Consider the following 25,226-nt stretch of genomic DNA (forward strand, 5'->3'; position numbering starts at 1 on the left):
CCGGCTTGCTACTGCTCGGTCTGCTTCACACCGAGCAGCACGGTGTCTCGACCGTCCTCCTCGGTGAGCTGGACCTTGACCGTCTCCCGCAACGACGTGGGGAGGTTCTTGCCGACATAGTCGGCGCGAATGGGCAGTTCGCGGTGGCCGCGGTCGACGAGCACGGCGAGCTGCACCGCGCGCGGGCGGCCGATGTCGTTCAGCGCGTCGAGGGCGGCGCGGATGGTGCGGCCGGAGAAGAGCACGTCGTCGACGAGGACGACGAGGCGGCCGTCGATGCCGTCACCGGGGATCTCGGTGCGCGCGAGGGCCCGCGGCGGGTGCATCCGCAGGTCGTCGCGGTACATGGTGATGTCGAGGGAGCCGACCGGGATCTTGCGTCCGGTGATCTCTTCGAGCTTGACGGCGAGCCGCCGGCCGAGGAAGACGCCCCGGGTCGGAATGCCGAGGAGCACCACGTCGTCGGCGCCCTTGGCGCGCTCGACGATCTCGTGGGCGATGCGGGTCAAGACCCGCGCGATGTCGGGGCCTTCGAGAACGGGCCGCGCATCGGACGCTTGTGTGTCCATACGAGAAGGACCTCCTTCTCCGCCTCACGGGACGGACCTTAAAGGACGTCGGGTTAACGTCATCCACCGTAGCAGGCCGGGAAACGGACCCGGATCACCCCCTTGGCCCAGTCCGTCGCCGCTACCACGGAAGAGTCGGTGTGGACCATTCGGCTTGACGCATGAGAGTCACGCTGCGTAACCTCACAGTGAGTTACCAGCCGCGCGGCAGGAAGACGGCCCGCCGCGTCGACACAGTGTCCGGGGAGCTATATGTCCAGCGAATACGCCAAACAGCTCGGGGCCAAGCTCCGGGCCATCCGCACCCAGCAGGGCCTTTCCCTCCACGGTGTCGAGGAGAAGTCCCAGGGACGCTGGAAGGCCGTGGTGGTCGGCTCCTACGAGCGCGGCGACCGCGCCGTGACCGTACAGCGCCTTGCCGAGCTGGCGGATTTCTACGGCGTTCCGGTCCAGGAGCTGCTCCCGGGCACCACGCCGGGCGGCGCCGCCGAGCCGCCGCCGAAGCTTGTCCTGGACCTTGAGCGGCTGGCGCACGTCCCGGCCGAGAAGGCCGGCCCGCTCCAGCGCTACGCCGCGACGATCCAGTCGCAGCGCGGTGACTACAACGGCAAGGTGCTCTCGATCCGCCAGGACGACCTGCGCACACTCGCCGTCATTTACGACCAGTCCCCCTCGGTCCTCACCGAGCAGCTGATCAGCTGGGGTGTGCTGGACGCCGACGCCCGTCGCGCGGTGTCCCACGAGGAAGCCTGACCCTTCTGCCGACTGAGCAGAAACGTGCCGCCGGGGTGGCCGGAACTTGACGGTTCCGGCCACCCCGGCGGCTTTCTGCGCTCCCCGGGCGCCTCAGGCGTACGCGGACATGCCGGAGGGCCCACAGCGACTCGCTGTGGGCCCTCCGGCGATGGTGGGTGTCCCGCTACGCCTCTTCCCGGCGCAGCGAGGGCTTGAGCTCCTTCAGACGGCCGAGGAGGCCGTTGACGAACGAGGGCGACTCGTCCGTCGAGAACTCCTTGGCCAGCTGCACCATCTCGTCCAGCACGACGGCGTCCGGGGTTCCGTCGACCCAGATCAGCTCGTAGGCGCCGAGCCGCAGGATGTTGCGGTCGACGACCGGCATCCGGTCGAGCGTCCAGCCGACCGCGTACTGCGCGATCAGCTCGTCGATGCGCCGCGCCTGCCGGGCGTAGCCCTCGACCAGCTCCATCGTGTACTCGCTCACCGGCGGCTGCCGGGTGTCGGTCCGGGACAGCCGGACCCAGTCCGCGAGGACCGTCTGGACGTCGACGCCACGCTGGTCGCCCTCGAAGAGGATCTGGAAGGCGCGCTTGCGGGCCGTGTTGCGGGCAGCCACGGTTAGCTGTTCACCCGGCCGAGGTAGTCGCTCGTGCGGGTGTCGACCTTGATCTTCTCGCCGGTGGTGATGAAGAGCGGGACCTGGATCTGGTGGCCGGTCTCCAGCGTGGCGGGCTTGGTGCCACCGGTGGAGCGGTCGCCCTGGACGCCCGGCTCGGTCTCCTGGATGACGAGCTCGACGGCGGCCGGCAGCTCGACGAAGAGCACCTCGCCCTCGTGCTGCGCGACGGTGGCGGTGAAGCCCTCGATCAGGAAGTTGGCGGCGTCGCCGACGGCCTTGCGGTCGACCATCAGCTGGTCGTAGGTCTCCATGTCCATGAAGACGAAGTACTCGCCGTCCATGTAGGAGAACTGCATGTCGCGCTTGTCGACGGTGGCCGTCTCGACCTTCACGCCGGCGTTGAAGGTCTTGTCGACGACCTTCCCGGACAGCACGTTCTTGAGCTTGGTGCGCACGAAGGCCGGGCCCTTGCCGGGCTTGACGTGCTGGAACTCGACGACGGACCAGAGCTGGCCGCCTTCGAGCTTGAGCACCATGCCGTTCTTGAGGTCGTTCGTGGAAGCCACGGTTGCGGAATCTCCTGGACTGACGTGGACGACCCCGGCGCACGCTCCTGTCTAGAGGGCGAGCAGCTCCTTGGTCGTGATGGTGAGTAGCTCGGGTCCGCCGTCCGCCTCGGGGCGGACGACGAGCGTGTCATCGATCCGGACGCCGCCCCGGCCCGGGAGGTGGACCCCCGGTTCGACGGTGACCGGCACGCAAGCGTCCAGTTTACCCATGGCCGCGGGGGCCAACTGCGGGTCCTCGTCGATTTCGAGTCCGACGCCGTGACCGGTGAGCGGTAGCAGGCCCTCCGCATGGCCCGCGGAGTCCAGCACCTGGCGTGCCGCGCGGTCCACGTCGCGGTAGGCGGCGCCGGGTGCAAGGGTCTCCCGGCCGGCGCGCTGAGCGGCGAAGACCAGGTCGTACAGCTCGATCTGCCAGTCCGCGGGCGAGGTGCCGATGACGAAGGTACGGCCGATCTCGCAGCGGTAGCCGCGGTAGGTGGCGCCCAGGCAGACGGAGAGGAAGTCGCCCTCCTCGACCCGTCGGTCGGTGGGCCGGTGGGCGCGTCGTCCGGAGTTCGGCCCGGTGGCGACGGAGGTCGCGAAGGCGGGTCCGTCGGCGCCGTGGTCGACCAGCCGGCGCTCCAGCTCCAGCGCGAGATGCCGTTCGGTGCGGCCGACCAGGATGGACTCCAGGAGTTCCCCGAGGGCCTGGTCGGCGATCTCGGCGCCGATGCGCAGACAGGAGATCTCCTCCTCGTCCTTGACGACCCGGAGCTGCTCCACTGCTCCGCCCAGCTCCGCGAGGCGCAGCCTCGGCACGACGGAGCCGATGGCCCGGTACCGGGCGACGGTGAGGTGGTGTTCCTCCACGGCCAGGGATTCCGCGCGCTGTGCTCCGGCGAGGTCGGCGGCCGCCACCGCGGGGTCGCCCTCGGCGCGGGGGAGGTTGTGCACGCGCAGTGCCTCGTCCGGGCGGCCCTCGGCGGGGCGGTCGTCGGGCGGGCCGGTGCACACCAGGACGTCCTCGGTACGGCCGATCAGCAGGACGGCGTCCTTGGGGGCCGCGCCTGCCAGGTAGCGGACGTTGGCGGGGCGCGTGATCAGAGCGGAGTGGCTGCCGCCGGCTTGGCAGCGGTCCTTGAGCCTGGCTCTTCGGGTGGCGTACACCTCTGACATGTGTCGAGCGTAGGAGCTTTGTAGGTGCGGCGCGTTTTGGGAGCCGCCGAGTGGGTTGATCGACGGGTGCGCGCCGGTGGGGGCTGGTCGCGCAGTTCCCCGCGCCCCTGGGTAACTACCAGCTCGGCGGACTCGCTATGGAACGTGCCAGCACGTCGTCCAGTACCTGTGCCGTCTGGGGGACGTCCAGTTGGGAGTTGTCGATGATCGGGAGGCCCGAGCCGTACCAGCCCGCCATGCGGCCGTGGATGCGGGCGACCTCCTCGTCGGTGAGGCGGCGGTTGCCCGAGCGTTCCGCGTTGCGTTCCAGGACGATTTCGAGGCCGGGGAGGAGGACGACCGGGAGCAGGCCGGGGCCCACGTGACGCTTCCAGCCGCCGAGGCCCACCACCGGGCGGTCGGGGAAGACGGCGTCGTCGAGGATGCAGGAGATGCCGTTGGCGAGGAAGTTGCGGGCGGCGAAGCCGCAGGTGCGGCGGGCCAGGCGGTACTGCGCCTCCGAGTGGTCGTTCCAGCCGGTCTGAGGGTCGGCGAAGCCTGAGCGGACCCACTCGCGGACGTCGTCGAGGCTGATGTGGGCCGTGGGGACCCGGCGGTGGTCGGCCCAGTACTTGGCGACGCTGGTCTTCCCGGCGCCGGCCGGGCCGATGAGCAGCACCGCGAGCGTGGTGGTGGCCGGGTCGGGCGCGGCCGGGGTGGCCGGCATGGCGACCGGGCCGCCGGGCGGCAGCGGCACATGGCCGGTGGTGTCCGGGGCCGCGTGCGACGGGACCTGGTGCGGGGCTGGTGGCACGGGGCCCGGGGGCGGTGCGGTGAAGCCCGGGGGCGGCGGGGGCACCGGGGCGGCTCCCTGGTGCTGTGCGGCCGGGGACCAGCCGACGGCCGGTCCGTGCCCCGGCTGGTGGGGCGGCAGCGGAGAACCCACTGCGTGCTGCATCCGGTGCCACTCCATCTCGTACGGGCCAGGGGCGCTGGCAGCGAGGCCCGGCCCCGCTCCCTACCGAACGGTACCGCCCCCGGCCGCCGTTTGGTGAACGGCCGAGGGCGGTCGGAAGTGCCCATTCCCACAGGAAAATCGGGCGTACGACGCCCTGGCGGACTTACTGCCCCACTTCTCCGTACGCGGCGAGGAGCACCGCCGGATCCGGTCCCTCCATGACGGTCGGCTTGGCCAGACCGTCCAGGACGATGAAGCGGAGCAGGTCGCCGCGGGACTTCTTGTCGACCTTCATGGTCTCCAGCAACTTGGGCCACTGGTCGTAGCGGTAGTGCAGCGGAAGGCCGACGGCTTCGAGGATCGTGCGGTGCCGGTCGGCCGTCGCGTCGTCCAGCCTGCCCGCGAGACGCCCCAGTTCGGCGGCGAAGTGCATGCCCACGGCCACCGCGGCGCCGTGGCGCCACTTGTAGCGCTCGTTCTTCTCGATGGCGTGGCCGAGGGTGTGGCCGTAGTTGAGGATCTCGCGCAGGCCCGCCTCCTTCAGGTCCGAGGAGACGACCTCGGCCTTGACGCGGATGGAGCGCTCGATCAGCTCGGCGGTGTGCGGGCCCTGCGGGGTGCGGGCGGCCTCGGGGTCGGACTCGATGAGGTCGAGGATGGCCGGGTCGGCGATGAAGCCGGCCTTGATGACCTCGGCGAGCCCGGAGACGTAGTCGTTGACCGCGAGCGAGTCCAGCGCGGCCAGGTCGCACAGGACACCGGCGGGCGGGTGGAAGGCGCCGACGAGGTTCTTGCCCTCGGCGGTGTTGATGCCGGTCTTGCCGCCGACGGCCGCGTCCACCATGGCCAGGACCGTGGTGGGGATCGCGATCCAGCGCACCCCGCGCAGCCAGGTGGCCGCCACGAAGCCGGCGAGGTCGGTGGTGGCACCGCCGCCGACGCCGACCACGACATCGGTGCGGGTGAAGCCGGACTGACCGAGCGCCTTCCAGCAGTAGGCGGCGACCTCGGCGGTCTTGGCCTCCTCCGCGTTCGGCACCTGGATGGCGACGGCCTCGTAGCCCTGCCCGGCGAGGTCGGCGCGCAGCGCGTCGCCGGTGTCCGCCAGCGCCTCGGGGTGGATCACGGCGACCCGCTTGGCCTTGTCGCCGATCAACCCGCCCAGTTCGCCCAGGAGCTGACGGCCCACCAGGACCTCGTACGGCTCACTGCCCGCCGTGCCGCCGACCTGGATCCGCGTCACTGCCTCGCTCATGCTTCCTTCAACTCCAGTGCGTCCAAGGCGACTTGGGTGACTTCTTCGGGCGTACGGCCATCGGTGGTGACGACCGCCGTGGCGATCCCCTCGTACAGGTGCCGCCTGGCCTCCATCAGCTCGCGCCACTGCTTGCGCGGGTTGACGGCGAGCAGCGGGCGGGCCGCGTTGAGGCCGGTGCGCTTGACCGCCTCCTCGACGTCCATCGAGAGGTAGACGACCCGGAGCCCGGCGAGGGCGGCGCGGGTGTCCTCGTCCAGGATCGCGCCGCCGCCCAGGGCGAGGATGCCGTCGTGCTCGCCGAGGGCCCGGCGCACCGCCTGCTTCTCGATCGCGCGGAAGGCGGCCTCGCCCTCGTCGACGAAGATCTCGGCGATGGTCCGGCCCTGCTCGGCGACGATGTCGTCGTCGGTGTCCCGGTAGCCCACCCCGAGCCGCTCGGCCAGCAGCTGCCCGACTGTGGACTTGCCGACGCCCATCGGGCCGACCAGGACGACCACGGGCGCGGGGCTCATCGGATGGCCAGGTTGTCGAGGTACGACCGGACGTTGCGGCGGGTCTCGGGGACGCTGTCGCCGCCGAACTTCTCCGCCACCGCGTCCGCGAGGACCAGGGCCACCATGGCCTCGGCGACGATGCCGGCGGCCGGGACCGCGGAGACGTCGGAGCGCTGGTGGTGAGCCTGTGCGGCCTCGCCGGTGGTGACGTCCACGGTCTGCAGGGCGCGCGGCACGGTCGCGATCGGCTTCATCGCGGCACGGACCCGCAGCAGCTCACCGGTGGTCAGACCGCCCTCGGTGCCGCCGGAGCGGCCGGAGACCCGCTTGATGCCCTCGGGGGTGTTCACGATCTCGTCGTGCGCCTTGGAGCCGGGCACACGTGCCAGCTCGAAGCCGTCGCCGAGTTCGACGCCCTTGATGGCCTGGATGCCCATGAGCGCACCGGCGAGCCGGGCGTCGAGCTTGCGGTCCCAGTGCACGTGCGAGCCGAGGCCCACCGGCACGCCGTAGGCCAGGATCTCGACCACGCCGCCGAGGGTGTCGCCGTCCTTGTGAGCCTGGTCGACCTCCGCGACCATCGCCTTGGAGGTGTCGGCGTCGAGGCAGCGCAGCGGGTCGGCGTCGAGCTTGTCGACGTCGGCCGGGGTCGGGTAGACGCCCTGCGGGGCCTTGACGGAGCACAGCTCGACGACATGGCTGACGATCTCGATGCCGGCCGTCTCCTTGATGTACGACCGGGCGACGGCGCCGAGCGCGACCCGGGCCGCCGTCTCACGCGCCGAGGCGCGCTCCAGGATCGGCCGGGCCTCGTCGAAGCCGTACTTCTGCATGCCCGCGAGGTCCGCGTGGCCGGGGCGCGGCCGGGTCAGCGGGGCGTTGCGGGCGAGTCCGGCGAGGATCTCCGGGTCGATCGGGTCGGCCGACATGACCTGCTCCCACTTCGGCCACTCGGTGTTCCCGACCATGATCGCCACCGGGGAGCCCAGGGTGAGGCCGTGCCGGACGCCGCCGAGGAAGGTGACCTCGTCGCGCTCGAACTTCATCCGCGCGCCGCGGCCATAGCCGAGCCGGCGCCGGGCCAGGTGGTCCGCCACCATCTCCGTGGTGATCGGCACGCCGGCCGGGAGGCCCTCCAGCGTCGCCACGAGTGCGGGGCCGTGGGACTCCCCCGCGGTCAGCCAGCGCAACCTGCTCAACGATGCTCCTCAGTGCTCGCGCCCTGGTACTGCCCTTCGTACGCGTGTCCTCGCGTACGGCGACGGCTGGACCAGGTGCGCGGCCCCGGCCCGCCACAACCGATCCTCCCACGTCCCGGAGCCGTCCCCGGCCGCCGGTCCATCAGTCGGACGCGAATGTGTCAGCCCGCGACGCGGCTGCGTCATCAGGCGGTGCCGTCCTCCGGGCGCCGCTGCGGGGCGTACGCGCCGAGGAAGTCGGCACCGCTCGGCTGCTGGGGCTGGGTCTGCCGCGGGGCGTAGGGGCCGAGGTGGTCGGCGCCGCTGCCCTGGTCGTACTGGGCGGCCGCGGGCACCGGCTGGGTCTGCGCCTGGCGCAGGGCACGGCGGCCGACGATCTTGTTGCGCAACTTGATGATCCAGGTCGCCAGCACGGCCAGGATGATCAGTACGAGCACGGTGTTCTGCACCCAGTCGGGCAGGAACCACAACAGGCTCTCGAAGATCTGGCTCTTCGCGGACGCCAGTGGCTGGACTGCGGACATCGGACGTCGTTCCCCTCCTGGTCCCGCCCCCTGCGGAACCGGAGTGGATCTTATCGGGCGTCGAGCGCGTGTTCGCCCGCTTTTCGCATGGCGTCCAGCGGGGCCGGAGCACGTCCGGTCATCTGCTCCACCTGGAGCACCGCCTGGTGCACCAGCAGGTCGAGACCGCTGACCACGGCACCGCCGTAAGCGGACCAGCGCGCGGCGAGCGTCGTCGGCCACGGTTCGTACAGCACATCGAAGAGCGTGGCGGGCCGCTCGGGTACGGCGGAGGCGAGCTCGTCGGTCGTACCGGCCGGAGTGGTGGCGATGACCAGGGGCGCGCCGAGCGCCTCGGCGGCGTCGGACCAGTCCGCCGTACGCACCTCGATGTCGAGCCGTTCGCCCCACTGGCGCATCTCCGCGGCGCGGGCGGCGCTGCGGACGTAGGCCACGACCTCGCCGGTGCAGATCCGGGCGAGGGCGGCCAGGGCGGAGGAGGCGGTGGCGCCCGCGCCCAGGACGGCCGCGGAGTCGACCTGTTCGATGCCGCGTTCACGCAGGGCGGCGACCATGCCGGGGATGTCGGTGTTGTCGCCGAGCCGGCGGCCGTCCTCGGTGAACACCACGGTGTTGACCGCCTCGACCGAGCGGGCCGTCTCGCTGACCTCGTCGAGCAGCGGGATGACCGCCCGCTTCAGCGGCATCGTCAGCGACAGCCCGGCCCACTCCGGACCGAGCCCGTCAAAGAAGCCGGGCAGCGCGTCCTCGTCCACGTCGAACCGGTCGTACGTCCAGCCGGCCAGCGCCAGCTCCTCGTACGCGGCGCGGTGCAGCACCGGGGAGAGGGAGTGGGCGATGGGCGAGCCGAGCACCGCGGCCCGACGGGCGTCAGTGGCCCGAACTGTCATCCGTGAACCGTCCTCAGTTCTGGTTCCGCGTCTAGTCCCGCGACGCGTTGAACTCCTCGACGAGCTTCTCGTGCTCGGCGAGCGTCTTGGTGAACTTGCTGGTCTTGCCATCGAGCGAGATGAAGTAGTACCAGCCGTCATCCGTCGGCTTCAGGGCGCCCTTGAGCGCGTCCTCGCCGGGGTTGTCGATCGGGCCGGGCGGCAGTCCCTTGACGAAGTAGGTGTTATAGGGGTTGTCGTACTGCTTCAGCTCGGCGATCGTCAGGTCGATCTTGCTCTGGTTCTTCACGTAGTTGTACGTGGAATCGAACTCCAGGGCGCCGTACGTCTGCGGGTTGCCCGGCTTGAGGCGGTTGTAGATGACCTCGGCCATCTTGCGGAAGTCCTCGTGGCTGGTGCCCTCGGCCTGGACCAGGCTCGCCACGGTGAGGAGTTGCCAGGGGTCGTCGAGGCCCACGCTCTCGGCCTTCTTCTCCAGGCCCATCTCCTCGTACTTCTCGGTGGCGCGGGTGACCATGTCCTTGAGGATGGCCTCCGGCTTCTGGCCCTTGCTGGCCGCGTAGCTGGAGGGATAGAGGAACCCTTCCAGCGGGTCCTTGAGGTCGCCGTGGCCCAGCGCCCAGTCGGGCAGCCCGAGGTCCTTGTACTTGGACTTCGCGATCTTCGCCGTGGTGCCCTCGGCCGCGCCGACGCGCGCGTCGATCAGCTTGTAGACCGCGCTGTTGCGCAGGCCCTCGGCGACGACGAGGTTGTTCTGGCTCTTGGGGTCGAGCATCATGTCGACCGCGCTCTTGGCGGACATCTGCTTGTTCAGCAGATAGGCCCCGGCCTGGATCCGGTCGCCGTTGTTCTGCGTGAACGCGGAGACGAACGCGTCGACGCTCTTGACAACGCCCGCATCCTTGAGGATCCGCCCGATCTGGGCACCGCCCGCACCCTTGGGCACCACGATGGAGACCGTGTCGTCGGTGCCTTCCCCGGCGTAGTCCGGAGCCGAGGCGAAACGATCCTGGTAGAACTGATACCCGAAATATCCGACTCCGGCGACACCTCCGCCGAACACCAGCAGCACCACCAGACAGGCGCATCCGCTGCGGCGTTTCTTGGGTTTGCCACCACCCCGGCCCCGCCGGTCGCCCCGGCCGCGCCGGTCCCCCGACTCGTCGTCGAGGTCGTCGTCATCGTCGTCGCCGCCCGCGAAGAAGGCGTGCTCGCCCTGGTCGGGACCCGGGTCCCAGTCGGTGCGCGGCTGCTCGGGCTCGGGCTGCCGCCTGCTCGGCGGCTCCGGCGGCGGGTACGCCTCGGGCGTCCCGTAGTAGTCCGGCTGCTGACCTCCGTAGGTGGCGGCCTGCTGGCCGTACGGATCCGACGGGTCGGTGTACGGGACCTGACCGTGCGTGCCGGTGCCCCAGCCACTGTTGTCGTAACCCTGCTGCTGGTAGCCCTGGCCCGCGTACTGCTGCTGGTCGTACTGCTGCTGGTCGTACTGCTGTTGGTCGTACTGCTGGGGCTGTCCGTGTCCCTGACCGTATGCGGCCTGCTGGCCGGTGCCCCAGTCGCCGTACTGCTGTTGCGGCTGCTGCGGCTGCTGCGGATAGTGCTGTGGCTGGCCGCCGTAGGGGGACTGCTGGCCCTGCTCGGCCTGCTGTCCTCCCCATCCCCCGTCCCCGTAATACGGGTCCTCGGGATGCCACGGTTCGGAGCCTTGGCCCCGGCCATACTCAGTCATCGATCCCCTAGAGCCGCGAGGCGGCGGTCGCGCGGCGTCCTGCCCGGCTTCCGTTCCGCCTCTCTTTGTGCGGCAGCTGTTCGAACACCGCCGCATCGCGCGGAACGTTACCGTATCGCGATCAGATGACCACTTCGACGCCCTCGCCGGGTGCTTTACCTGACACCCGTTCGGATTCCAGGGCCTGCTGGAGGATGATCACAGCGGCTGCCTGGTCAATGACCGATCTGCCCTTTTTCGACTTCACCCCGGAAGCACGCAGTCCCTGACTGGCCGTCACCGTGGTCATTCTCTCGTCCACGAGCCGCACCGGCACGGGCGCGATGCCCTTGGCGAGCTCCTGGGCGAAGCCGCGGACCTTGACCGCGGCCGGGCCCTCGCCTCCCTTGAGGGAGCGCGGGAGCCCGACGACGACCTCGATCGGCTCGTACTCCTCCACCAGCAGCTTCAGCCGGCGCTGGGCCGCCGGGACGTCCCGGCCGGGCACCGTCTCCACCGGGGTGGCGAGGATCCCGTCGGGGTCGCACGAGGCGACCCCGATGCGGGCGTCCCCGACGTCGATGGCGAGTCGGCGTCCTCTGCGCATTACTTGGCCGTCTCCCCGACCAGGCGCTCCACGGCGTCCACGGCCTCGCCGATGGCGGCCGGGTTCTGGCCGCCGCCCTGGGCGACGTCCGGCTTGCCGCCACCGCCGCCGCCGAGGGTCTTGGCGGCCGTACGGACCAGGTCGCCGGCCTTCAGACCGCGCTCGCGGGCGGCCTCATTGGTGGCGATGACGGTAAGCGGCTTGCCGCCCGCCACGGTGAACAGGGCGACCACGGCGGCCCGGCCGCCCTGGATGCGACCGCGCACGTCGAGCACGAGCTTGCGCAGGTCGTCGGCGGTGGTGCCGTCCGGGACCTGCCCGGTGACCAGGGCGATGCCCCGGACGTCCTTGGCGGACTCGGCAAGACCGGCGGCGGCCTGGAGCACCTTCTCGGCGCGGAACTTCTCGATCTCCTTCTCGGCGTCCTTCAGCTTGCCGAGCATGGCGGAGACCTTCTCCGGGAGCTCCTCCGGACGGCCCTTGATCAGCTCCTGGAGCTGGGCGACGACCGTGTGCTCACGGGCGAGGAAGTTGTAGGCGTCGACACCGACGAGGGCCTCGATACGGCGCACACCCGAGCCGATCGACGACTCGCCGAGCAGCTTGACCAGGCCGAGCTGGCTGGTGTTGTGGACGTGGGTGCCGCCGCACAGCTCCTTGGAGAAGTCGCCGATGGTCACCACCCGGACCCGCTCGCCGTACTTCTCGCCGAACTCGGCGATGGCGCCCTGCTTCTTGGCCTCGTCGATGCCCATGACCTCGGCGCGCACGTCCAGGTCGCGGGCGAGCACCTCGTTGATCTTCTGCTCGACGTCGGTCATCACGGCCGTGGGCACGGCGGAGGGCGAGCCGAAGTCGAAGCGGAAGCGGCCGGGCTGGTTCTCGGAACCGGCCTGGGCGGCCGTCGGGCCGAGGGCGTCGCGCAGGGCCTGGTGGGTGAGGTGGGTGGCCGAGTGGGCGCGGGCGATGGCCGTCCGGCGGCGGGAGTCGATGGAGGCCTGGGCCTTGGCCCCGACGGTGACCTCTCCGACCTGGACGACGCCCTTGTGGACGTAGACGCCCGGGACCGGCTTCTGGCAGTCGCGGATCTCGATCACGGCACCGGTGTCGACGCGGATCCGGCCGGTGTCGCCGATCTGGCCGCCGCCCTCGGCGTAGAACGGGGTGCGGTCCAGGACGATCTCGACCTCGTCGCCCTCGGTGGCGGCCGGGGAGGAGGCGCCGTCGACGAGGATGCCGACGATCGTCGACTCGCCCTCGGTGTCGCCGTAGCCGATGAACTCGGTCTCGCCGACCTTGTCGGCGATCGCCCGGTAGGCGCCGGCGCCGGCGTGGCCGGTCTTCTTGGCCTGGGCGTCGGCCTTGGCGCGCTCCCGCTGCTCCTTCATCAGGCGCCGGAAGCCGTCCTCGTCCACGGAAAGGCCCTGCTCGGCGGCCATCTCCAGGGTGAGGTCGATCGGGAAGCCCCAGGTGTCGTGGAGCAGGAACGCCTTGTCGCCGGCGAGGACCGCGCCACCGGCGGCCTTGGTGTCGCTGACGGCGGTGTCGAGGATGTTGGTGCCGGCCTTCAGCGTCTTGAGGAAGGCGTTCTCCTCGGCGAGGGCGACCTTCTCGATGCGCTCGCGGTCGGTGACCAGCTCCGGGTACTGCTGGCCCATCATCGCGATCACGGTGTCGACGAGGTCGTTCACGACCGGACCGGTGGCGCCCAGCAGCCGCATGTTGCGGATGGCGCGGCGCATGATGCGGCGCAGGACGTAACCGCGGCCCTCGTTGCCGGGGGTGACGCCGTCGCCGATGAGCATCACCGACGTACGCATGTGGTCGGTGACCACGCGCAGGGAGACGTCCGAGTCGTGGGCGTCGCCGTAGGCCACGCCGGTCAGCTCGGTGGCCTTCTTGATGACGGCCATGGAGGTGTCGATCTCGTACATGTTCTGCACGCCCTGCAGAATCATGGCGAGCCGCTCAAGTCCGAGGCCGGTGTCGATGTTCTTGCTCGGCAGCTCTCCGAGGATCTCGAAGTTGTCCTTGCCGATGCCCTCGCCGCGCTCGTACTGCATGAAGACGAGGTTCCAGATCTCCACATACCGCTCGTCGTTGACGGCGGGGCCGCCCTCGACGCCGAACTCGGGGCCGCGGTCGTAGTTGATCTCGGAGCAGGGGCCGCAGGGACCGGGGACGCCCATGGACCAGTAGTTGTCCTTCATGCCGAGGCGCTGGATGCGCTCCTTCGGCACCCCGACGACCTCGTGCCAGATGCGCTCGGCCTCGTCGTCGTCCTTGTAGACGGTGATCCAGAGCTTCTCCGGCTCCAGGCCGTAACCACCCTTGTCCTGGGGGCCGGTGAGCAGCTCCCAGGCGTACTTGATGGCGCCTTCCTTGAAGTAGTCGCCGAACGAGAAGTTGCCGCACATCTGGAAGAACGTGCCGTGCCGGGTGGTCTTGCCGACCTCTTCGATGTCCGGGGTGCGCACGCACTTCTGCACGCTGGTGGCGCGGTCGAAGGGCGGCTTGACCTCACCCAGGAAGTAGGGCTTGAAGGGCACCATGCCGGCCGGGACGAGGAGCAGAGTCGGGTCGTCCGCGATGAGCGACGCCGAAGGGACGACGGTGTGCCCGCGCTCCTCGAAGAAGCTCAGCCAGCGGCGGCGGATCTCAGCCGACTCCATCAGTGGTCCTCATTCCGGTTGTACGAGTACGTCGTGTTGTCGATGACGTACGACTTCGGCTTGCTGCGGTTCTCGATCGCGGCCTGACGCCGCGGCGCGGGGAGTTCGGGGTCCGCGCCGATGCCCAGCGCGTCCTCCAGCTCGGCCTCCCGCTGGGCCATGTTGTCGCGGACGTCGAGCGCGAAGCCGACGGCGCGGTCCTTGAGCCGGTTGCCCGCCTCCAGCGCCTTGTTGGCGGCCTGGGTGGCCAGGTGCTCGGGGGTCAGCTGCTTCAGTTTGCGGTTGACCTTGGTAGTGGCCCACACACCGGCCGCGACGCCCGTGGTGAACCAGAAGCTACGGCGGAACATCGCTGGATCAGCCCTTCTTCCGCTTGCTCCGCCGTGCGGCCGGAACGGTGCGGCCCACGATCACGGTACGCCGGGGTTCTCGCACGGGCACGTCGTCCTTGCGGCCCGCGATGGCCCGGCGCACGCCGTAGCCGAAGGCCGCGACCTTGACCAGGGGGCCACCGAAGGTGGAGGCCACCGTGGACGACAGCGCGGAGGCGTTGGAGGTGACTTCCTGGACGTCGGAGGCGATGGCGTCGACCCGGTCGATCTGGGTCTGCGCCGAGCGCACCGCGGAGGAGGCGTCCGCCAGGAGCGGTACGGCCTGATCGGTCACGTCCGCGACCAGCTTGGTGGTCGCCCTGAGCGTCTGGGCCAGCCTCACCAGTGCCACAGCGAGGAAGGAGACCAGGATCGCCCAGAACACGGCCACCAGGATCCCGGCCACCTCTCCACCGGACACTGTGTGCACCCGCTCCCTGAAACGCGCCTCAACATCGAAAAGTCGTGGACCGAGCCTATCGCGCCGGGCGTGGGGCTCCGTACCGGATTACCGCCCGTGCGCGCCCGAGTTGCGCGAAGCGATTGTACGGAGTGAATACGCTTCAGTACGCTCCGTATCCCATGCGAGAAGGACAGGGTGAGGACACCCCGGTGGCCGGCAATCTGCCCCTGGAGCTCGACGCGTTCGTCGGACGCACGGCCGAACTGACGGGGCTGGCCGAGGCGCTCGCCGGGACCCGGCTGGTGACGGTGACCGGGGTGGGCGGGGTGGGCAAGTCCCGGCTCGCCGCCCGCGCCGCCGCCCGGTCCGCGCCGCCGGACGGGGTGTGGCGGGTGGAACTGGCGCCGGTGCGCGATCCCGCGTTCGTCGACCACGCGGTGGTGGCGGCCCTGGGACTGACCGACCACACCACGCGCCCACCCCGCGAGACCCTCCTCGACCGGCTCGCCGACCGTCAACTCCTGCTGCTCCTGGACGGGTTCGAGCATCTGGTGGAGTCCTGCGCGGAGCTGGTGACCGAGTTACTGGGCCGGGCGCCCGGGCTGCGGGTGCTCGCCGTGGGCCGCAGACCGCTCGCGGTGCCGGGTGAGCGGCTGCTCCCGCTGGCGCCGCTGGGCGAGGACGAGGCGGTGGAACTGTTCACGGACCGGGCCGCCCTGCACGGGGTGGCGGTCGCGGACGACGCGGACGTACGGGAGCTGTGCCGCCGGCTGGACGGGATCCCGCTGGCCGTGGAGCTGGCGGCCGGGCGGCTGCGGGCGCTGTCCCCCGGGCAGTTGCTGGCCCGGCTCGACGACCGGTTCCGGCTGCTGACCAGGGCCGGCGGGGACTCGCCGTGGCGGCATCGGACACTGCGTACGGCGATCGGCTGGAGCCATGAACTGTGCACGCCCGAGGAGCGGTTGCTGTGGGCGCGGCTGTCGGTGTTCGCCGGGCGGTTCGACCTGGAGGCCGTGGAGTACGTGTGCAGCGGGCACGGTCTGCACTCCGAAGATGTCCTCGACGTGCTCTCGGAACTCCTCGCGCAGTCGGTGGTCTCCCGCGAGGAGACCGGCTCAGGCGTGCGGTACCGGATGCTCGACACCGTCCGGGCCTACGGCGCCGACTGGCTGGTGGCCACCGGGGACGCGGACCGGCTGCGGCGCCGGCACCGCGACTGGTACCTGGGCCTGGCGACCTGGTGCGAGCTGGACTGGTTCTCGCCACGCCAGTCCGAGGTCGCCGCGCGCGTGGAGGCGGAGCTGCCGAATCTGCGCAGCGCGCTGGAGCACTGTCTGTCCGAGCCCGACGAGGCACATCTGGGGCAGCTCCTCGCGGGCTCCCTGTGGTTCTACTGGGTCGGCTGCGGGCGGCTGTCGGAGGGGCGGCACTGGCTGGACCAGGCGGTGCGGCTGGACTCCGGACATGAGCAGTCCCGGCTGAAGGCCCTGTGGGTGCTCGGCTATGTGGCGATCCTCCAGGGCGACACGGTCCCCGCGCTCGCCGCCCTGCACGAGTGCGCCGAGGAGGCGGAGCTGTCGGTGAACGAGACCGCGGCGGCCTACGCCGAGCACCGCACTGGCTGTCTGGCCCTGGTCAGCGACGACATGGCCGGTGCCGAGGCGCTGCTGCGCTCGGCGCTGGACCGCTACCAGGAAATCGGCGAGCTCAACAGCAATGTCCTGATGGGCCAGGTGGAGCTGGGCATGACCCGGGCCTTCCAGGACGATCTGGCCGAGGCGGTACGGCTGTGCGAGGACGTGCGCCGGGTCTGCGAGGACCACGGCGAGCGCTGGGCCCGGTCGTACGCGCTGTACGTGCTGGCGTACGCGGCCTGGCGGGAGGGCGATCAGGGCCGGGCGCGGGAGCTGCTGACGGACTGTCTGGGCAGCGCACACTCCTTCCACGATCTGCTGGGCTCGGTGCTCACGGTGGAGCTGCTGGCCCTGGTCACCGTGACGGAGGGGGACGCGGCGGAGGCGGCGGTGCTGCAAGGGGCGGCCGGGCGGATGTGGCCCTCGGTGGGGCTGCCGCTGTTCGGCTCGGCCTACTACAACGCCCCGCACGAACTGTGCGAGGCCATGGCCCGGGAGCGGCTCGGCGATGAGCGGTACGAGGACTGCGTACGCGCCGGTGCCCTGCTGGACCGGGAGGCGGCGGTGACCCGGGCGCTGGGTCTGGGGCGGCCGACGGCGCAGGCGCTGGAGGCGCTGCCGGTGCCGCGCGGGCCGGTGCGGCAGACCAAGGTCACCCCCGAAACGCAGGAACCCGCCGCCTCGCCCACCCGGAAGGGCGGGGAGACGGCGGGCTGAGGCGCAGTGCCTACGACCGCTGAAGGATCAACGGGCGTAGTACTCGACGACGAGCTGCTCGTCGCAGATCACCGGGATCTCCTTGCGGTTCGGCTCACGGTCCAGGCGGAACGCCAGGGCCTTGAGGTTCACCTGGAGGTAGCGCGGGGTCTCGCCCTCGGGGGCGAAGCCGCCCTCACGGGCGATGGAGAAGAGGGTCTTCTCGCGGCTGCGCTCGCGGACCATCACGACGTCGTCGGGACGGACGCGGAACGACGGCTTGTCGACCTTCTGGCCGTTGACCTCGATGTGGCCGTGCACGACCATCTGACGGGCCTGGTAGATGGTGCGGGCGATGCCCGAACGCAGGACCAGGGCGTCGAGACGACGCTCGAGCTCGATGACCAGGGCCTCACCGGTCTTGCCCTGGGTCTTGGCGGCACGCTCGTAGGCGCGGACGAGCTGACGCTCGGACACGTCGTACTGCGCACGCAGACGCTGCTTCTCCAGCAGACGGACCTTGTAGTCCGAGTTCTGCTTGCGGCCACGGCCGTGCTCACCCGGCGGGTAGGGACGGGCCTCGAAGTACTTGACGGCCTTCGGGGTCAGCGCGATGCCGAGGGCACGCGACTTCTTGACCTTGGGGCGGGACTGGTTCGCCACAATCTCTCATTTCTTGGTGTTCGGCTTGTCAGTGTTGGCGGGAGGTCGCATCCGCAGCCGGGGAAACCCTTGGGGCCTCGAAGGGCCTGCCGGGCAGCCGCTCCCCTGGTCTGGGCACATACGTGCAGCACGCGAGTGGCCCACCGGCCGGTCCCGTACTGCGACGGGATGGTGGTGGGCTGCCCGCGACACCGATCGACGGTGCGCGACGCTCCTGGAACCCCCGGAGGGGCTCCGGCTGGATGTCCCGCTCTGACTGCGCGGGACTCAGCACTTCGGAGCAGTTTACAGGGTGCTCAGGACCGCCTGCGACCGAGGTGCTTCCTGGTCCACTCCACGGCGTCCGCGTACCGCGCCTCCGTGCCGTGCCGGGTCGGGGCGTAGTACTCGCGGTCCTTCAGGGCGTCCGGGGCGTACTGCTGCTCGGCGATGCCCTCGGGCAGGTCGTGCGGGTACACATACCCCTGCGCGTGCCCGAGCTTGGCGGCGCCCTTGTAGTGGCCGTCTCTCAGATGCGGCGGCACGGACCCGGCCAGCCCCTTGCGTACGTCCTCCAGGGCGGCGCCGATCGCGGTCGTCGCGGAGTTGGATTTCGGGGCCAGGGCGAGGGCGATGGTGGCGTGGCTGAGGGTGAGGGCGGCCTCGGGGAAACCGATCATGGCGACGGCCTGGGCGGCGGCGACCGCGATGGGCAGGGCGTTCGGATCGGCGAGGCCGATGTCCTCGCTGGCGGAGATCATCAGGCGGCGGGCGATGAACCGGGGGTCCTCGCCGGCCTCGATCATGCGGGCCAGGTAGTGCAGGGCGGCATCGACGTCGGAGCCGCGGATGGACTTGATCAGGGCGCTGGCCACGTCGTAGTGCTGATCGCCGTCGCGGTCGTACTTCACGGCGGCGCGGTCGACGGTCTCCTCCAGGGTGGTGAGGGAGATCGCCTCCTCGCCCTTGTCGAGGGCGGCCCCGGCGGCGGCCTCCAGGGCGGTCAGGGCGCGCCGGGCGTCGCCGCCCGCAATGCGCAGGAGGTGGTCCTCGGTGTCGCCGGGGAGGGTGACGGCGCCCTTGAGGCCGCGCTCGTCGGTGAGCCCCCGGTGCAGAAGTCCCCGCAGGTCGTCGTCCGTGAGGGGTTCGAGGGTCAGCAGCAGGGAGCGGGACAGCAGCGGGGAGATGACCGAGAAGTAGGGGTTCTCGGTGGTCGCCGCGATCAGGGTCACCCAGCGGTTCTCCACCGCCGGGAGCAGGGAGTCCTGCTGGGCCTTGCTGAAGCGGTGGATCTCGTCGAGGAAGAGGACGGTCTCCTTGCCGAACCCGCCGGTGGCGCGGCGCGCGCCCTCGATGACCGCGCGGACCTCCTTGACGCCCGCGGTGATCGCGGACAGCTCCACGAACCGCTTGTTGGTGGCCTTGGAGACGACGTACGCCAGGGTCGTCTTGCCGGTGCCGGGCGGGCCCCAGAGGATCACCGAGGAAGGTCCGGCGGGGCCGCCGCCGGACTCCCCGACCAGTCTGCGCAGCGGTGAGCCGGGCTTGAGGAGATGCTGCTGGCCCACCACCTCGTCGAGGATGCGGGGGCGCATCCGGACGGCCAGGGGGCTGGCGGCCGGGTCTTTCTCCTGGCGCTCTTCCGCGGCGGCGGTGAACAGGTCGGGCTCCACGCTGAAACCCTAAATCACGGCACTGACAATGCCCTCGGGCCGATCAGCTGGTCCAGAAGTCCCACCAGCGGGTCATGATCAGGATGCCGATGACGCCGATGTGCAGCACCGGGAGCACCCAGGTGAACTCGCCGAAGAAGCTCTTCAGCCAGCGCGGTGCCGGCAGGAAGCCGTTGCGCACGTTGAACGAGGTCACGTACCAGAACATGATGATCGTCGCGACCCAGGCCAGGGAGCACCACAGGCACAGGGCGCCGATGCGGTACAGCGACTGGAACATCAGCCAGGCGCAGAAGCTCACGCCGAAGAGGGTGCCGGCGTTGAAGGTGAGCCAGTACCAGCGCGGGAAGCGGGCGCGGGCGAGCAGGCTGACGCCGACGCAGATGACGATGCCGTAGGCGACTAGGCCGAGCATCGGGTTGGGGAAGCCGAAGACCGACGCCTGGTCGCTCTCCATGACGCTGCCGCAGGAGACGACGGGGTTCAGGCTGCACCCGGGGACGAAGGTCTTCCCCTCGACCTTGGCCTCCAGCAGCTTGAACTTGTCGATCGTGATGACCCACGCCGCGAGCAGTCCGGCAGCGCCGGTGATCACCAGCATCAGCGCGAAGGCGGTACTGCCGCCCTCTCTGCGTGGCGCCTCGACGGTGCGCTCCGGTTCGGGCTCGGTGGAGACGTCTTTCACTGTCGTCTTGCTCATCACGCCGATTCCGTCTGCTTGAGAGTTGGACCTTCTTTGAGCAGGGGCCATTGTGCCGCACCAGGGCCCGTGTCCACCGTTCGGTGGACATAAGGAGGTACGGACGATCGTCCCTGAACGTTCGGTTCCGGCCGAGGCTCGACGCATGACAGCACACAGGAGCGAACTCGCGGTGGATGTACGAGGACTGCGCAAGCGGTACGGCGACCTCACCGCGGTCGACGGCATCGATCTCGGTATCCGCGCGGGAGAGGTGTTCGGCCTGCTCGGACCCAATGGCGCGGGCAAGAGCACCACGGTGGAGATCCTCCAGGGCCACCGGGACCGGGACGCGGGCGAGGTCTTCGTGCTCGGCGCGGACCCGGCGCAGGGCACGCGTGCGTGGCGTTCACGTGTCGGAATTGTCTGGCAGGACGAATCGGCGCCCGCCGAGTTGACGGTCCGCGAGACCGTGCAGCATTTCGCGCGCTACTACCCGAGGCCGCGCGACCCGGAGGAGGTCATCGGCCTGGTCGGTCTGGAGGCGAAGGCGAACAGCCGGATCAAGGCGCTCTCGGGCGGCCAGCGGCGCCGTCTCGATGTCGCGCTCGGCGTGATCGGCGGCCCCGATCTGCTGCTTCTCGACGAGCCGACGACCGGGTTCGACCCCGCGGCCCGGCGTCAGTTCTGGGAGCTGATCCGCACGCTCTCCGACGAGGGCACGACCATCGTGCTCACCACGCACTACCTGGAGGAGGCAGAGGCGCTGGCGGACCGGCTCGCCATCGTCACCGCGGGACGGATCGTCGCCGAGGGCCCGCCCGCCGCACTGCGCGAGCGGCACGGCACCGGCGCCACCGTCGAGTGGACCGAGCGGGACGGCACCCCGCGCGCCGAGCACACCGACACGCCCACCCGCACGGTCGCCGAGCTGACGCACCGCTTCGACGGTGAGATCCCGGGGCTCACGGTGACCCGCCCCACGCTGGAGGACGTCTACCTCCGGCTCACCGGACAGGAGGACGCGCGATGACCACGACCGCCGTACGGCTTCGGAGCGAGGCTTCCGTGGAGCGCCTGCCCGGGGCCTGGGGGCTCGGGATGCGGCGGGGTGCGTTGGAGATCAGGCAGTTCTTCCGCCAGCGCGACCAGGTGGTGTTCACCTTCGCCTTCCCGGTCGTCTTCCTGTTCCTGTTCGCGTCGATCTTCAGCGACGACGTGGACGGCGCCGGCGTCACCGCCTCGCAGTTGTACGTCCCCGCGATGATGGCCGCCGGCATCATGTCGACGAGCTTCCAGTCCCTCGGCATCTCGATCGCCATCGAACGCGACGAGAAGGTGCTGCGCCGGCTGCGCGGCACTCCGATGCCCCCGGCCTCCTATTTCCTCGGCAAGATCTGGCTGGTTCTGGTCACCGGTCTGCTGGAGACAGCGATCCTGCTGCTCGTCGGCACGACGCTCTACGACGTGAATCTGCCCTCGGACCTGACCAGTTGGTTCCACTTCACCTGGGTCTTCGTCCTCGGTCTCACGGCGTGCGCGCTGCTCGGCATCGCGATCAGCTCGGTCCCCAAGTCGGGCAAGAGCGCGACCTCCGTGGTGGTCCTGCCCTTCCTGGTCCTGCAGTTCATCTCCGGGGTGTACATCGCGATCGACACCATCCCCGACTGGATGCTGAACATCGGCGCCCTGTTCCCGCTGAAGTGGATGTGCCAGGGGCTGCGCGGGGTGTTCCTGCCGGACTCGGCGCAGATCCTGGAGCAGGCGGGCGGCTGGGAGTTCGAGCGGATCGCCCTGGTGCTCGGGGCGTGGTGCGTCGGAGGATTGGCGCTGTGTCTGCTGACCTTCCGGTGGAAGAACCGGCGCGCCGGATGACCGTGTCCACGGCCGCGGCGAGCGCGTACACCTGGGACCGCTCGTTCCGGCTCTGGGACACGTTCTTCGCGCTGATCTGGCTGGCCACCCTGGTGTTCGTGCTCGGCACGGGCTTCCCGGGGTGGCCGGTCCGGCTCACGTCGGCGGCGCTGCTGGTGCCGCTGATCCCGCTGTACGTCCTCGTCGGCCGCCCCATCCTGCGGGCCGATCCGCCCGACGAGCGGCGGGCGCTCGGCTATCTGACGGCGGCTGTGGCGCTGTTCCTGCCGTCTGCGGTGCTGGTGGGCGAGACGCGGCTGATGACGTTCGCGCTGGTCCCCCAGTGCTTCATGACGCTGCGGACGCGGTGGGCGTTCGTGGCCGTGGGCGTGATCAACCTCGTGCCCGTGCTGGGCTGGGCGCTGCTGTGGTGGCCCGGGGACGAGGCCGTGTTCTTCAACTCGGTGTTCGCGCTCGTCACGTTCGTCTTCTCGATCGCCGTCGGCAGCTGGATCATCCGGGTCATCGAGCAGAGCCAGGAGCGGGCCGAGCTGATCGCGGAGTTGGACGCGAGCCGCCACGAGGTGTCGCGGCTGTCGGCGGCGCACGGGGCGCTGGCCGAGCGGGAGCGGATGGCGCGGGAGATCCACGACACGCTCGCCCAGGGCTTCACCAGCCTGCTCATGCTCGTCCAGGCCGTCGAGGCCGAGCTGGAGCACGATGTTCCGCAGGCGCGGCGTCATCTGGCCCTGATGGACGATACGGCCCGGCAGAACCTGGCCGAGGCCCGCGCCCTGGTCGCCGGGGCGGCGCCGGCCGATCTGGACGGTGCCTCGCTCCCGGACGCGCTGGGCCGGCTCGCGGCGCGCCGGGCGGCGACGCTGGAGGTGACCGGACCGGTGCGTCCCCTGCCCGCGGGACCGGAGGTGGTGGCCCTGCGCTCCTGCCAGGAGGCGTTGTCGAACGCCCGTAAGCACGCCGGGAGTTCGGTGTCCGTCGGGATCACGCTGACGTACTCGCCCGACGCCCTCACCGTGTCCGTTCGGGACGACGGCACCGGCTTCGACCCCTCGTCCGTGACCGACGGCTACGGTCTTGCGGGGCTGCGCGCCCGGGCCGCCGAGGCCGGCGGTACCGCCCGGATCGACAGCGCACCGGGCAAGGGCACGACAGTGACGGTCCGGCTGCCCGTACCCCCTCCGAGGAGTTCCTCATGATCCGGATCATCCTGGCCGACGACCATCCCGTCGTACGGGAGGGCCTGCGGGCGATGCTGAGCGCCGAACCGGACCTGACCGTCGTCGCCGACGCCTCCAGCGGCCCGCAGGCCGAGGCGCTGGCGGCCGAACTGCGGCCCGACATCGTGCTGATGGACCTGCGGATGCCGGGCGGCGGGGGCGTGGACTCGATCGTGCGGATGACCGCGGCCGGGCTGCCGTGCCGGGTGATCGTCCTCACGACGTACGAGACGGACCGCGACATCCTGCGGGCCGTGGAAGCGGGCGCCGCGGGCTACCTGCTGAAGGATCTGCCGCGCGGGGAACTGGCGGAGGCCGTACGGGCGGCCGCACGGGGCGAGACGGTGCTGGCACCGTCCGTGGCGGCCCGGCTGGTGGACCAGCTGCGCACCAAGCCGGAGCGGCCGCGGCTGTCGGACCGTGAGGTGGCGGTGCTGCGACTGGTCGCGGAGGGCTGCACCAACGCGGAGATCGGGCGGCGGCTGTTCATCGGGGAGTCGACGGTGAAGACGCATCTGCTGCGCGTCTTCGGAAAGCTGGGAGTCGACGACCGCACAGCCGCCGTGACGAACGCCATGCGCCACGGACTGCTCGACCACTGACACCACGCACCGAAAACCGCGCGGACGCCGGGATCGAGCGACGGCCCACGCGCCGGCAACCGCACATGGACACAGCATCGGGGAGCCGACGGTGAAGACACATCTGCTGCGCGTCTTCGGCAAGTTGGGGGTGGACGATCGGGCGGCGGCGGTCACCATTGTCCTGCGGCATGGGCTCCTCGACACATGAAGAGGGCGCCGGGCCTGTGCCCGGCGCCCTCTGTCAGGCGGGTCAGCCGAGCTTGGACTCCAGCTCGGCCACGATCTCGTTGACGCCGATCGCCGTCTGCTCGCCGGTCTCCATGTCCTTGAGCTGGACGACGCCTTCCGCGAGGTCGCGCTCACCGGCCACGACGGTGTAGCGGGCGCCACTGCGGTTGGCGTTCTTCATGGCGCCCTTGAGGCCCTTCGCGCCGTACGAGAAGTCCGCCGCGATGCCGACCTTGCGCAGCTCGGTGACCTTCGCGAACAGGACCCGCCGGGCCTCCTCGCCGAGCGGCACCGCGAACACGCTGGTCGTGGAGGGCAGCGCGAGCTCCACGCCCTCGGCCTCCAGGGCGAGGACCGTGCGGTCGACGCCGAGGGCCCATCCGACGGACGGCAGCGCGGGGCCGCCGATCATCTCGGACAGACCGTCGTAGCGGCCGCCGCCGCCCACCGCGGACTGGGAGCCCAGGCCGTCGTGGACGAACTCGAAGGTCGTGCGCGTGTAGTAGTCGAGGCCGCGCACCAGCTTGGCGTCGTCCTCGAAGGCCACGCCCGCGGCCGTGATCAGTTCGCGGACCTCCTCGTGGTACGCCTTGCAGGCGTCGCAGAGATAGTCGCGCAGCAGGGGCGCCTCCCCGAGCTGCTTCTGGACCGACTCGCGCTTGTCGTCGAGGACGCGCAGCGGGTTGATCTCCGCGCGGCGCAGGGTGTCCTCGTCGAGGTCCAGGCCGCGCAGGAAGTCCTGGAGGGCGGCGCGGTAGACCGGACGGCACTCCGCGTCGCCGAGGCTGTTGAGCAGGATACGGAAGTCGCGCAGGCCCAGCGAGCGGTACGCCTGGTCCGCCAGGATGATCAGCTCGGCGTCCAGCGCCGGGTCCTCGGCCCCGATCGCCTCGGCGCCGACCTGGGAGAAGTGGCGGTAACGGCCCTTCTGGGGGCGCTCGTAGCGGTAGTACGAGCCGGAGTACCAGAGCTTGACCGGGAGGTTGCCCGCCTTGTGCAGGTTGGCCTCCAGCGCGGCGCGCAGCACGGAGGCGGTTCCCTCGGGACGCAGCGCGAGCTGGTCGCCGCCCTTGGTCTCGAACGCGTACATCTCCTTGGTCACGATGTCGGTGGACTCACCGACACCGCGCGCGAACAGCTCGACGTTCTCGAAGCCGGGCGTCTCGATGTAGCCGTAGCCGGAGTTGCGCAGCGGAGCCGCGATCGCCTCGCGGACGGCCAGGAACTTGGCGCTGTCCGGCGGGATCAGGTCGTAGGTGCCCTTGGGGGCCTTGAAGGTGCTCAC

At 70.5% G+C, this 25,226-nt stretch carries 25 protein-coding genes; 6 read left to right on the top strand and 19 right to left on the bottom strand.

Going from position 1 to position 25,226, the window contains the following annotated elements:
* Positions 1-8: 8 nt before the first annotated feature.
* Complete coding sequence (gene pyrR / locus STRCI_RS07660) at positions 9-569, bottom strand: bifunctional pyr operon transcriptional regulator/uracil phosphoribosyltransferase PyrR (protein WP_269658095.1); 561 nt, start codon at positions 567-569, stop codon at positions 9-11.
* Positions 570-821: 252 nt separating this feature from the next.
* Here pyrR and bldD point away from each other — a divergent pair, with 252 nt between their 5' ends.
* Positions 822-1,322 carry a transcriptional regulator BldD gene (bldD, locus tag STRCI_RS07665; RefSeq protein WP_015661809.1) on the top strand — a complete coding sequence of 167 codons (501 nt, stop codon included), beginning with the start codon at positions 822-824 and terminating at the stop codon, positions 1,320-1,322.
* 166 nt (positions 1,323-1,488) lie between these two features.
* Here the strand turns inward: bldD and nusB are convergent, their stop codons facing one another.
* From nusB to STRCI_RS07735, 14 genes are all read right to left on the bottom strand, one after another.
* On the bottom strand, positions 1,489-1,923 hold the full coding sequence (gene nusB, locus STRCI_RS07670; protein WP_269658096.1) for a transcription antitermination factor NusB: 435 nt from the start codon (positions 1,921-1,923) through the stop codon (positions 1,489-1,491).
* Between the two features lie 2 nt (positions 1,924-1,925).
* Positions 1,926-2,492, bottom strand: a complete 567-nt coding sequence (gene efp / locus STRCI_RS07675; protein WP_015661807.1) for an elongation factor P — start codon at positions 2,490-2,492, stop codon at positions 1,926-1,928.
* Between the two features lie 51 nt (positions 2,493-2,543).
* Positions 2,544-3,650, bottom strand: coding sequence for an aminopeptidase P family protein (locus tag STRCI_RS07680; RefSeq protein WP_269658097.1), 1,107 nt, complete (start codon positions 3,648-3,650; stop codon positions 2,544-2,546).
* 115 nt (positions 3,651-3,765) lie between these two features.
* Positions 3,766-4,587 carry a Pro-rich N-terminal domain-containing protein gene (locus STRCI_RS07685; RefSeq protein ID WP_269658098.1) on the bottom strand — a complete coding sequence of 274 codons (822 nt, stop codon included), beginning with the start codon at positions 4,585-4,587 and terminating at the stop codon, positions 3,766-3,768.
* 163 nt (positions 4,588-4,750) lie between these two features.
* A complete protein-coding gene (aroB, locus tag STRCI_RS07690) occupies positions 4,751-5,842 on the bottom strand; it encodes a 3-dehydroquinate synthase (RefSeq protein ID WP_015661804.1) in 1,092 nt (363 codons plus the stop codon).
* The gene (locus STRCI_RS07695) at positions 5,839-6,357 is read right to left on the bottom strand and encodes a shikimate kinase (protein WP_269658099.1); all 519 of its coding nucleotides are present in this window, start codon (positions 6,355-6,357) and stop codon (positions 5,839-5,841) included. The genes aroB and STRCI_RS07695 overlap by 4 nt, the downstream gene beginning before the upstream one ends.
* On the bottom strand, positions 6,354-7,538 hold the full coding sequence (gene aroC, locus STRCI_RS07700) for a chorismate synthase (RefSeq protein WP_269658100.1): 1,185 nt from the start codon (positions 7,536-7,538) through the stop codon (positions 6,354-6,356). Before aroC ends, STRCI_RS07695 begins: the two co-directional genes overlap by 4 nt.
* A 185-nt stretch (positions 7,539-7,723) precedes the next feature.
* Positions 7,724-8,062, bottom strand: coding sequence for a hypothetical protein (locus STRCI_RS07705; protein WP_269658101.1), 339 nt, complete (start codon positions 8,060-8,062; stop codon positions 7,724-7,726).
* 50 nt (positions 8,063-8,112) lie between these two features.
* Positions 8,113-8,952, bottom strand: coding sequence for a shikimate dehydrogenase (locus STRCI_RS07710; RefSeq protein ID WP_269658102.1), 840 nt, complete (start codon positions 8,950-8,952; stop codon positions 8,113-8,115).
* A gap of 31 nt (positions 8,953-8,983) precedes the next feature.
* Positions 8,984-10,681 carry an endolytic transglycosylase MltG gene (gene mltG / locus STRCI_RS07715; RefSeq protein WP_269658103.1) on the bottom strand — a complete coding sequence of 566 codons (1,698 nt, stop codon included), beginning with the start codon at positions 10,679-10,681 and terminating at the stop codon, positions 8,984-8,986.
* Between the two features lie 121 nt (positions 10,682-10,802).
* Positions 10,803-11,267, bottom strand: a complete 465-nt coding sequence (gene ruvX, locus STRCI_RS07720) for a Holliday junction resolvase RuvX (RefSeq protein ID WP_269658104.1) — start codon at positions 11,265-11,267, stop codon at positions 10,803-10,805.
* On the bottom strand, positions 11,267-13,939 hold the full coding sequence (alaS, locus tag STRCI_RS07725; RefSeq protein WP_269658105.1) for an alanine--tRNA ligase: 2,673 nt from the start codon (positions 13,937-13,939) through the stop codon (positions 11,267-11,269). The genes ruvX and alaS overlap by 1 nt, the downstream gene beginning before the upstream one ends.
* Positions 13,939-14,289 (bottom strand): hypothetical protein, encoded by a 351-nt coding sequence (locus STRCI_RS07730; protein WP_269658106.1) that lies wholly within the window; start codon positions 14,287-14,289, stop codon positions 13,939-13,941. The genes alaS and STRCI_RS07730 overlap by 1 nt, the downstream gene beginning before the upstream one ends.
* 7 nt (positions 14,290-14,296) lie before the next feature.
* A complete protein-coding gene (locus STRCI_RS07735; protein ID WP_269658107.1) occupies positions 14,297-14,740 on the bottom strand; it encodes a DUF948 domain-containing protein in 444 nt (147 codons plus the stop codon).
* Between the two features lie 152 nt (positions 14,741-14,892).
* Between STRCI_RS07735 and STRCI_RS07740 the strand changes: the two genes are divergently transcribed.
* Complete coding sequence (locus tag STRCI_RS07740; RefSeq protein ID WP_269658108.1) at positions 14,893-17,064, top strand: ATP-binding protein; 2,172 nt, start codon at positions 14,893-14,895, stop codon at positions 17,062-17,064.
* A gap of 27 nt (positions 17,065-17,091) precedes the next feature.
* On the opposite strand, the gene rpsD is transcribed toward STRCI_RS07740, so the two are convergent.
* From rpsD to STRCI_RS07755, 3 genes are all read right to left on the bottom strand, one after another.
* A complete protein-coding gene (gene rpsD / locus STRCI_RS07745) occupies positions 17,092-17,706 on the bottom strand; it encodes a 30S ribosomal protein S4 (protein WP_059207958.1) in 615 nt (204 codons plus the stop codon).
* 296 nt (positions 17,707-18,002) lie between these two features.
* Entirely contained in the window at positions 18,003-19,358 is a 1,356-nt protein-coding gene (locus STRCI_RS07750; RefSeq protein ID WP_269658109.1) for a replication-associated recombination protein A, read from the bottom strand.
* Between the two features lie 43 nt (positions 19,359-19,401).
* Entirely contained in the window at positions 19,402-20,058 is a 657-nt protein-coding gene (locus tag STRCI_RS07755; protein WP_269658110.1) for a vitamin K epoxide reductase family protein, read from the bottom strand.
* Positions 20,059-20,203: 145 nt separating this feature from the next.
* Between STRCI_RS07755 and STRCI_RS07760 the strand changes: the two genes are divergently transcribed.
* The 4 genes from STRCI_RS07760 to STRCI_RS07775 are packed head-to-tail and all read left to right on the top strand — an operon-like array spanning position 20,204 to position 23,731.
* The gene (locus tag STRCI_RS07760) at positions 20,204-21,070 is read left to right on the top strand and encodes an ABC transporter ATP-binding protein (protein ID WP_269658111.1); all 867 of its coding nucleotides are present in this window, start codon (positions 20,204-20,206) and stop codon (positions 21,068-21,070) included.
* Entirely contained in the window at positions 21,067-21,912 is an 846-nt protein-coding gene (locus tag STRCI_RS07765) for an ABC transporter permease (RefSeq protein WP_269658112.1), read from the top strand. The genes STRCI_RS07760 and STRCI_RS07765 overlap by 4 nt, the downstream gene beginning before the upstream one ends.
* Positions 21,909-23,108 carry a sensor histidine kinase gene (locus STRCI_RS07770; protein WP_269658114.1) on the top strand — a complete coding sequence of 400 codons (1,200 nt, stop codon included), beginning with the start codon at positions 21,909-21,911 and terminating at the stop codon, positions 23,106-23,108. Before STRCI_RS07765 ends, STRCI_RS07770 begins: the two co-directional genes overlap by 4 nt.
* Complete coding sequence (locus tag STRCI_RS07775; RefSeq protein ID WP_269658115.1) at positions 23,105-23,731, top strand: response regulator; 627 nt, start codon at positions 23,105-23,107, stop codon at positions 23,729-23,731. Before STRCI_RS07770 ends, STRCI_RS07775 begins: the two co-directional genes overlap by 4 nt.
* A gap of 232 nt (positions 23,732-23,963) precedes the next feature.
* Here STRCI_RS07775 and hisS read toward each other — a convergent pair whose 3' ends face one another.
* Complete coding sequence (gene hisS / locus STRCI_RS07785; RefSeq protein ID WP_269658116.1) at positions 23,964-25,226, bottom strand: histidine--tRNA ligase; 1,263 nt, start codon at positions 25,224-25,226, stop codon at positions 23,964-23,966.

It is taken from the genome of Streptomyces cinnabarinus, from assembly GCF_027270315.1.
Classification (GTDB): Bacteria; Actinomycetota; Actinomycetes; order Streptomycetales; family Streptomycetaceae; genus Streptomyces; species Streptomyces cinnabarinus.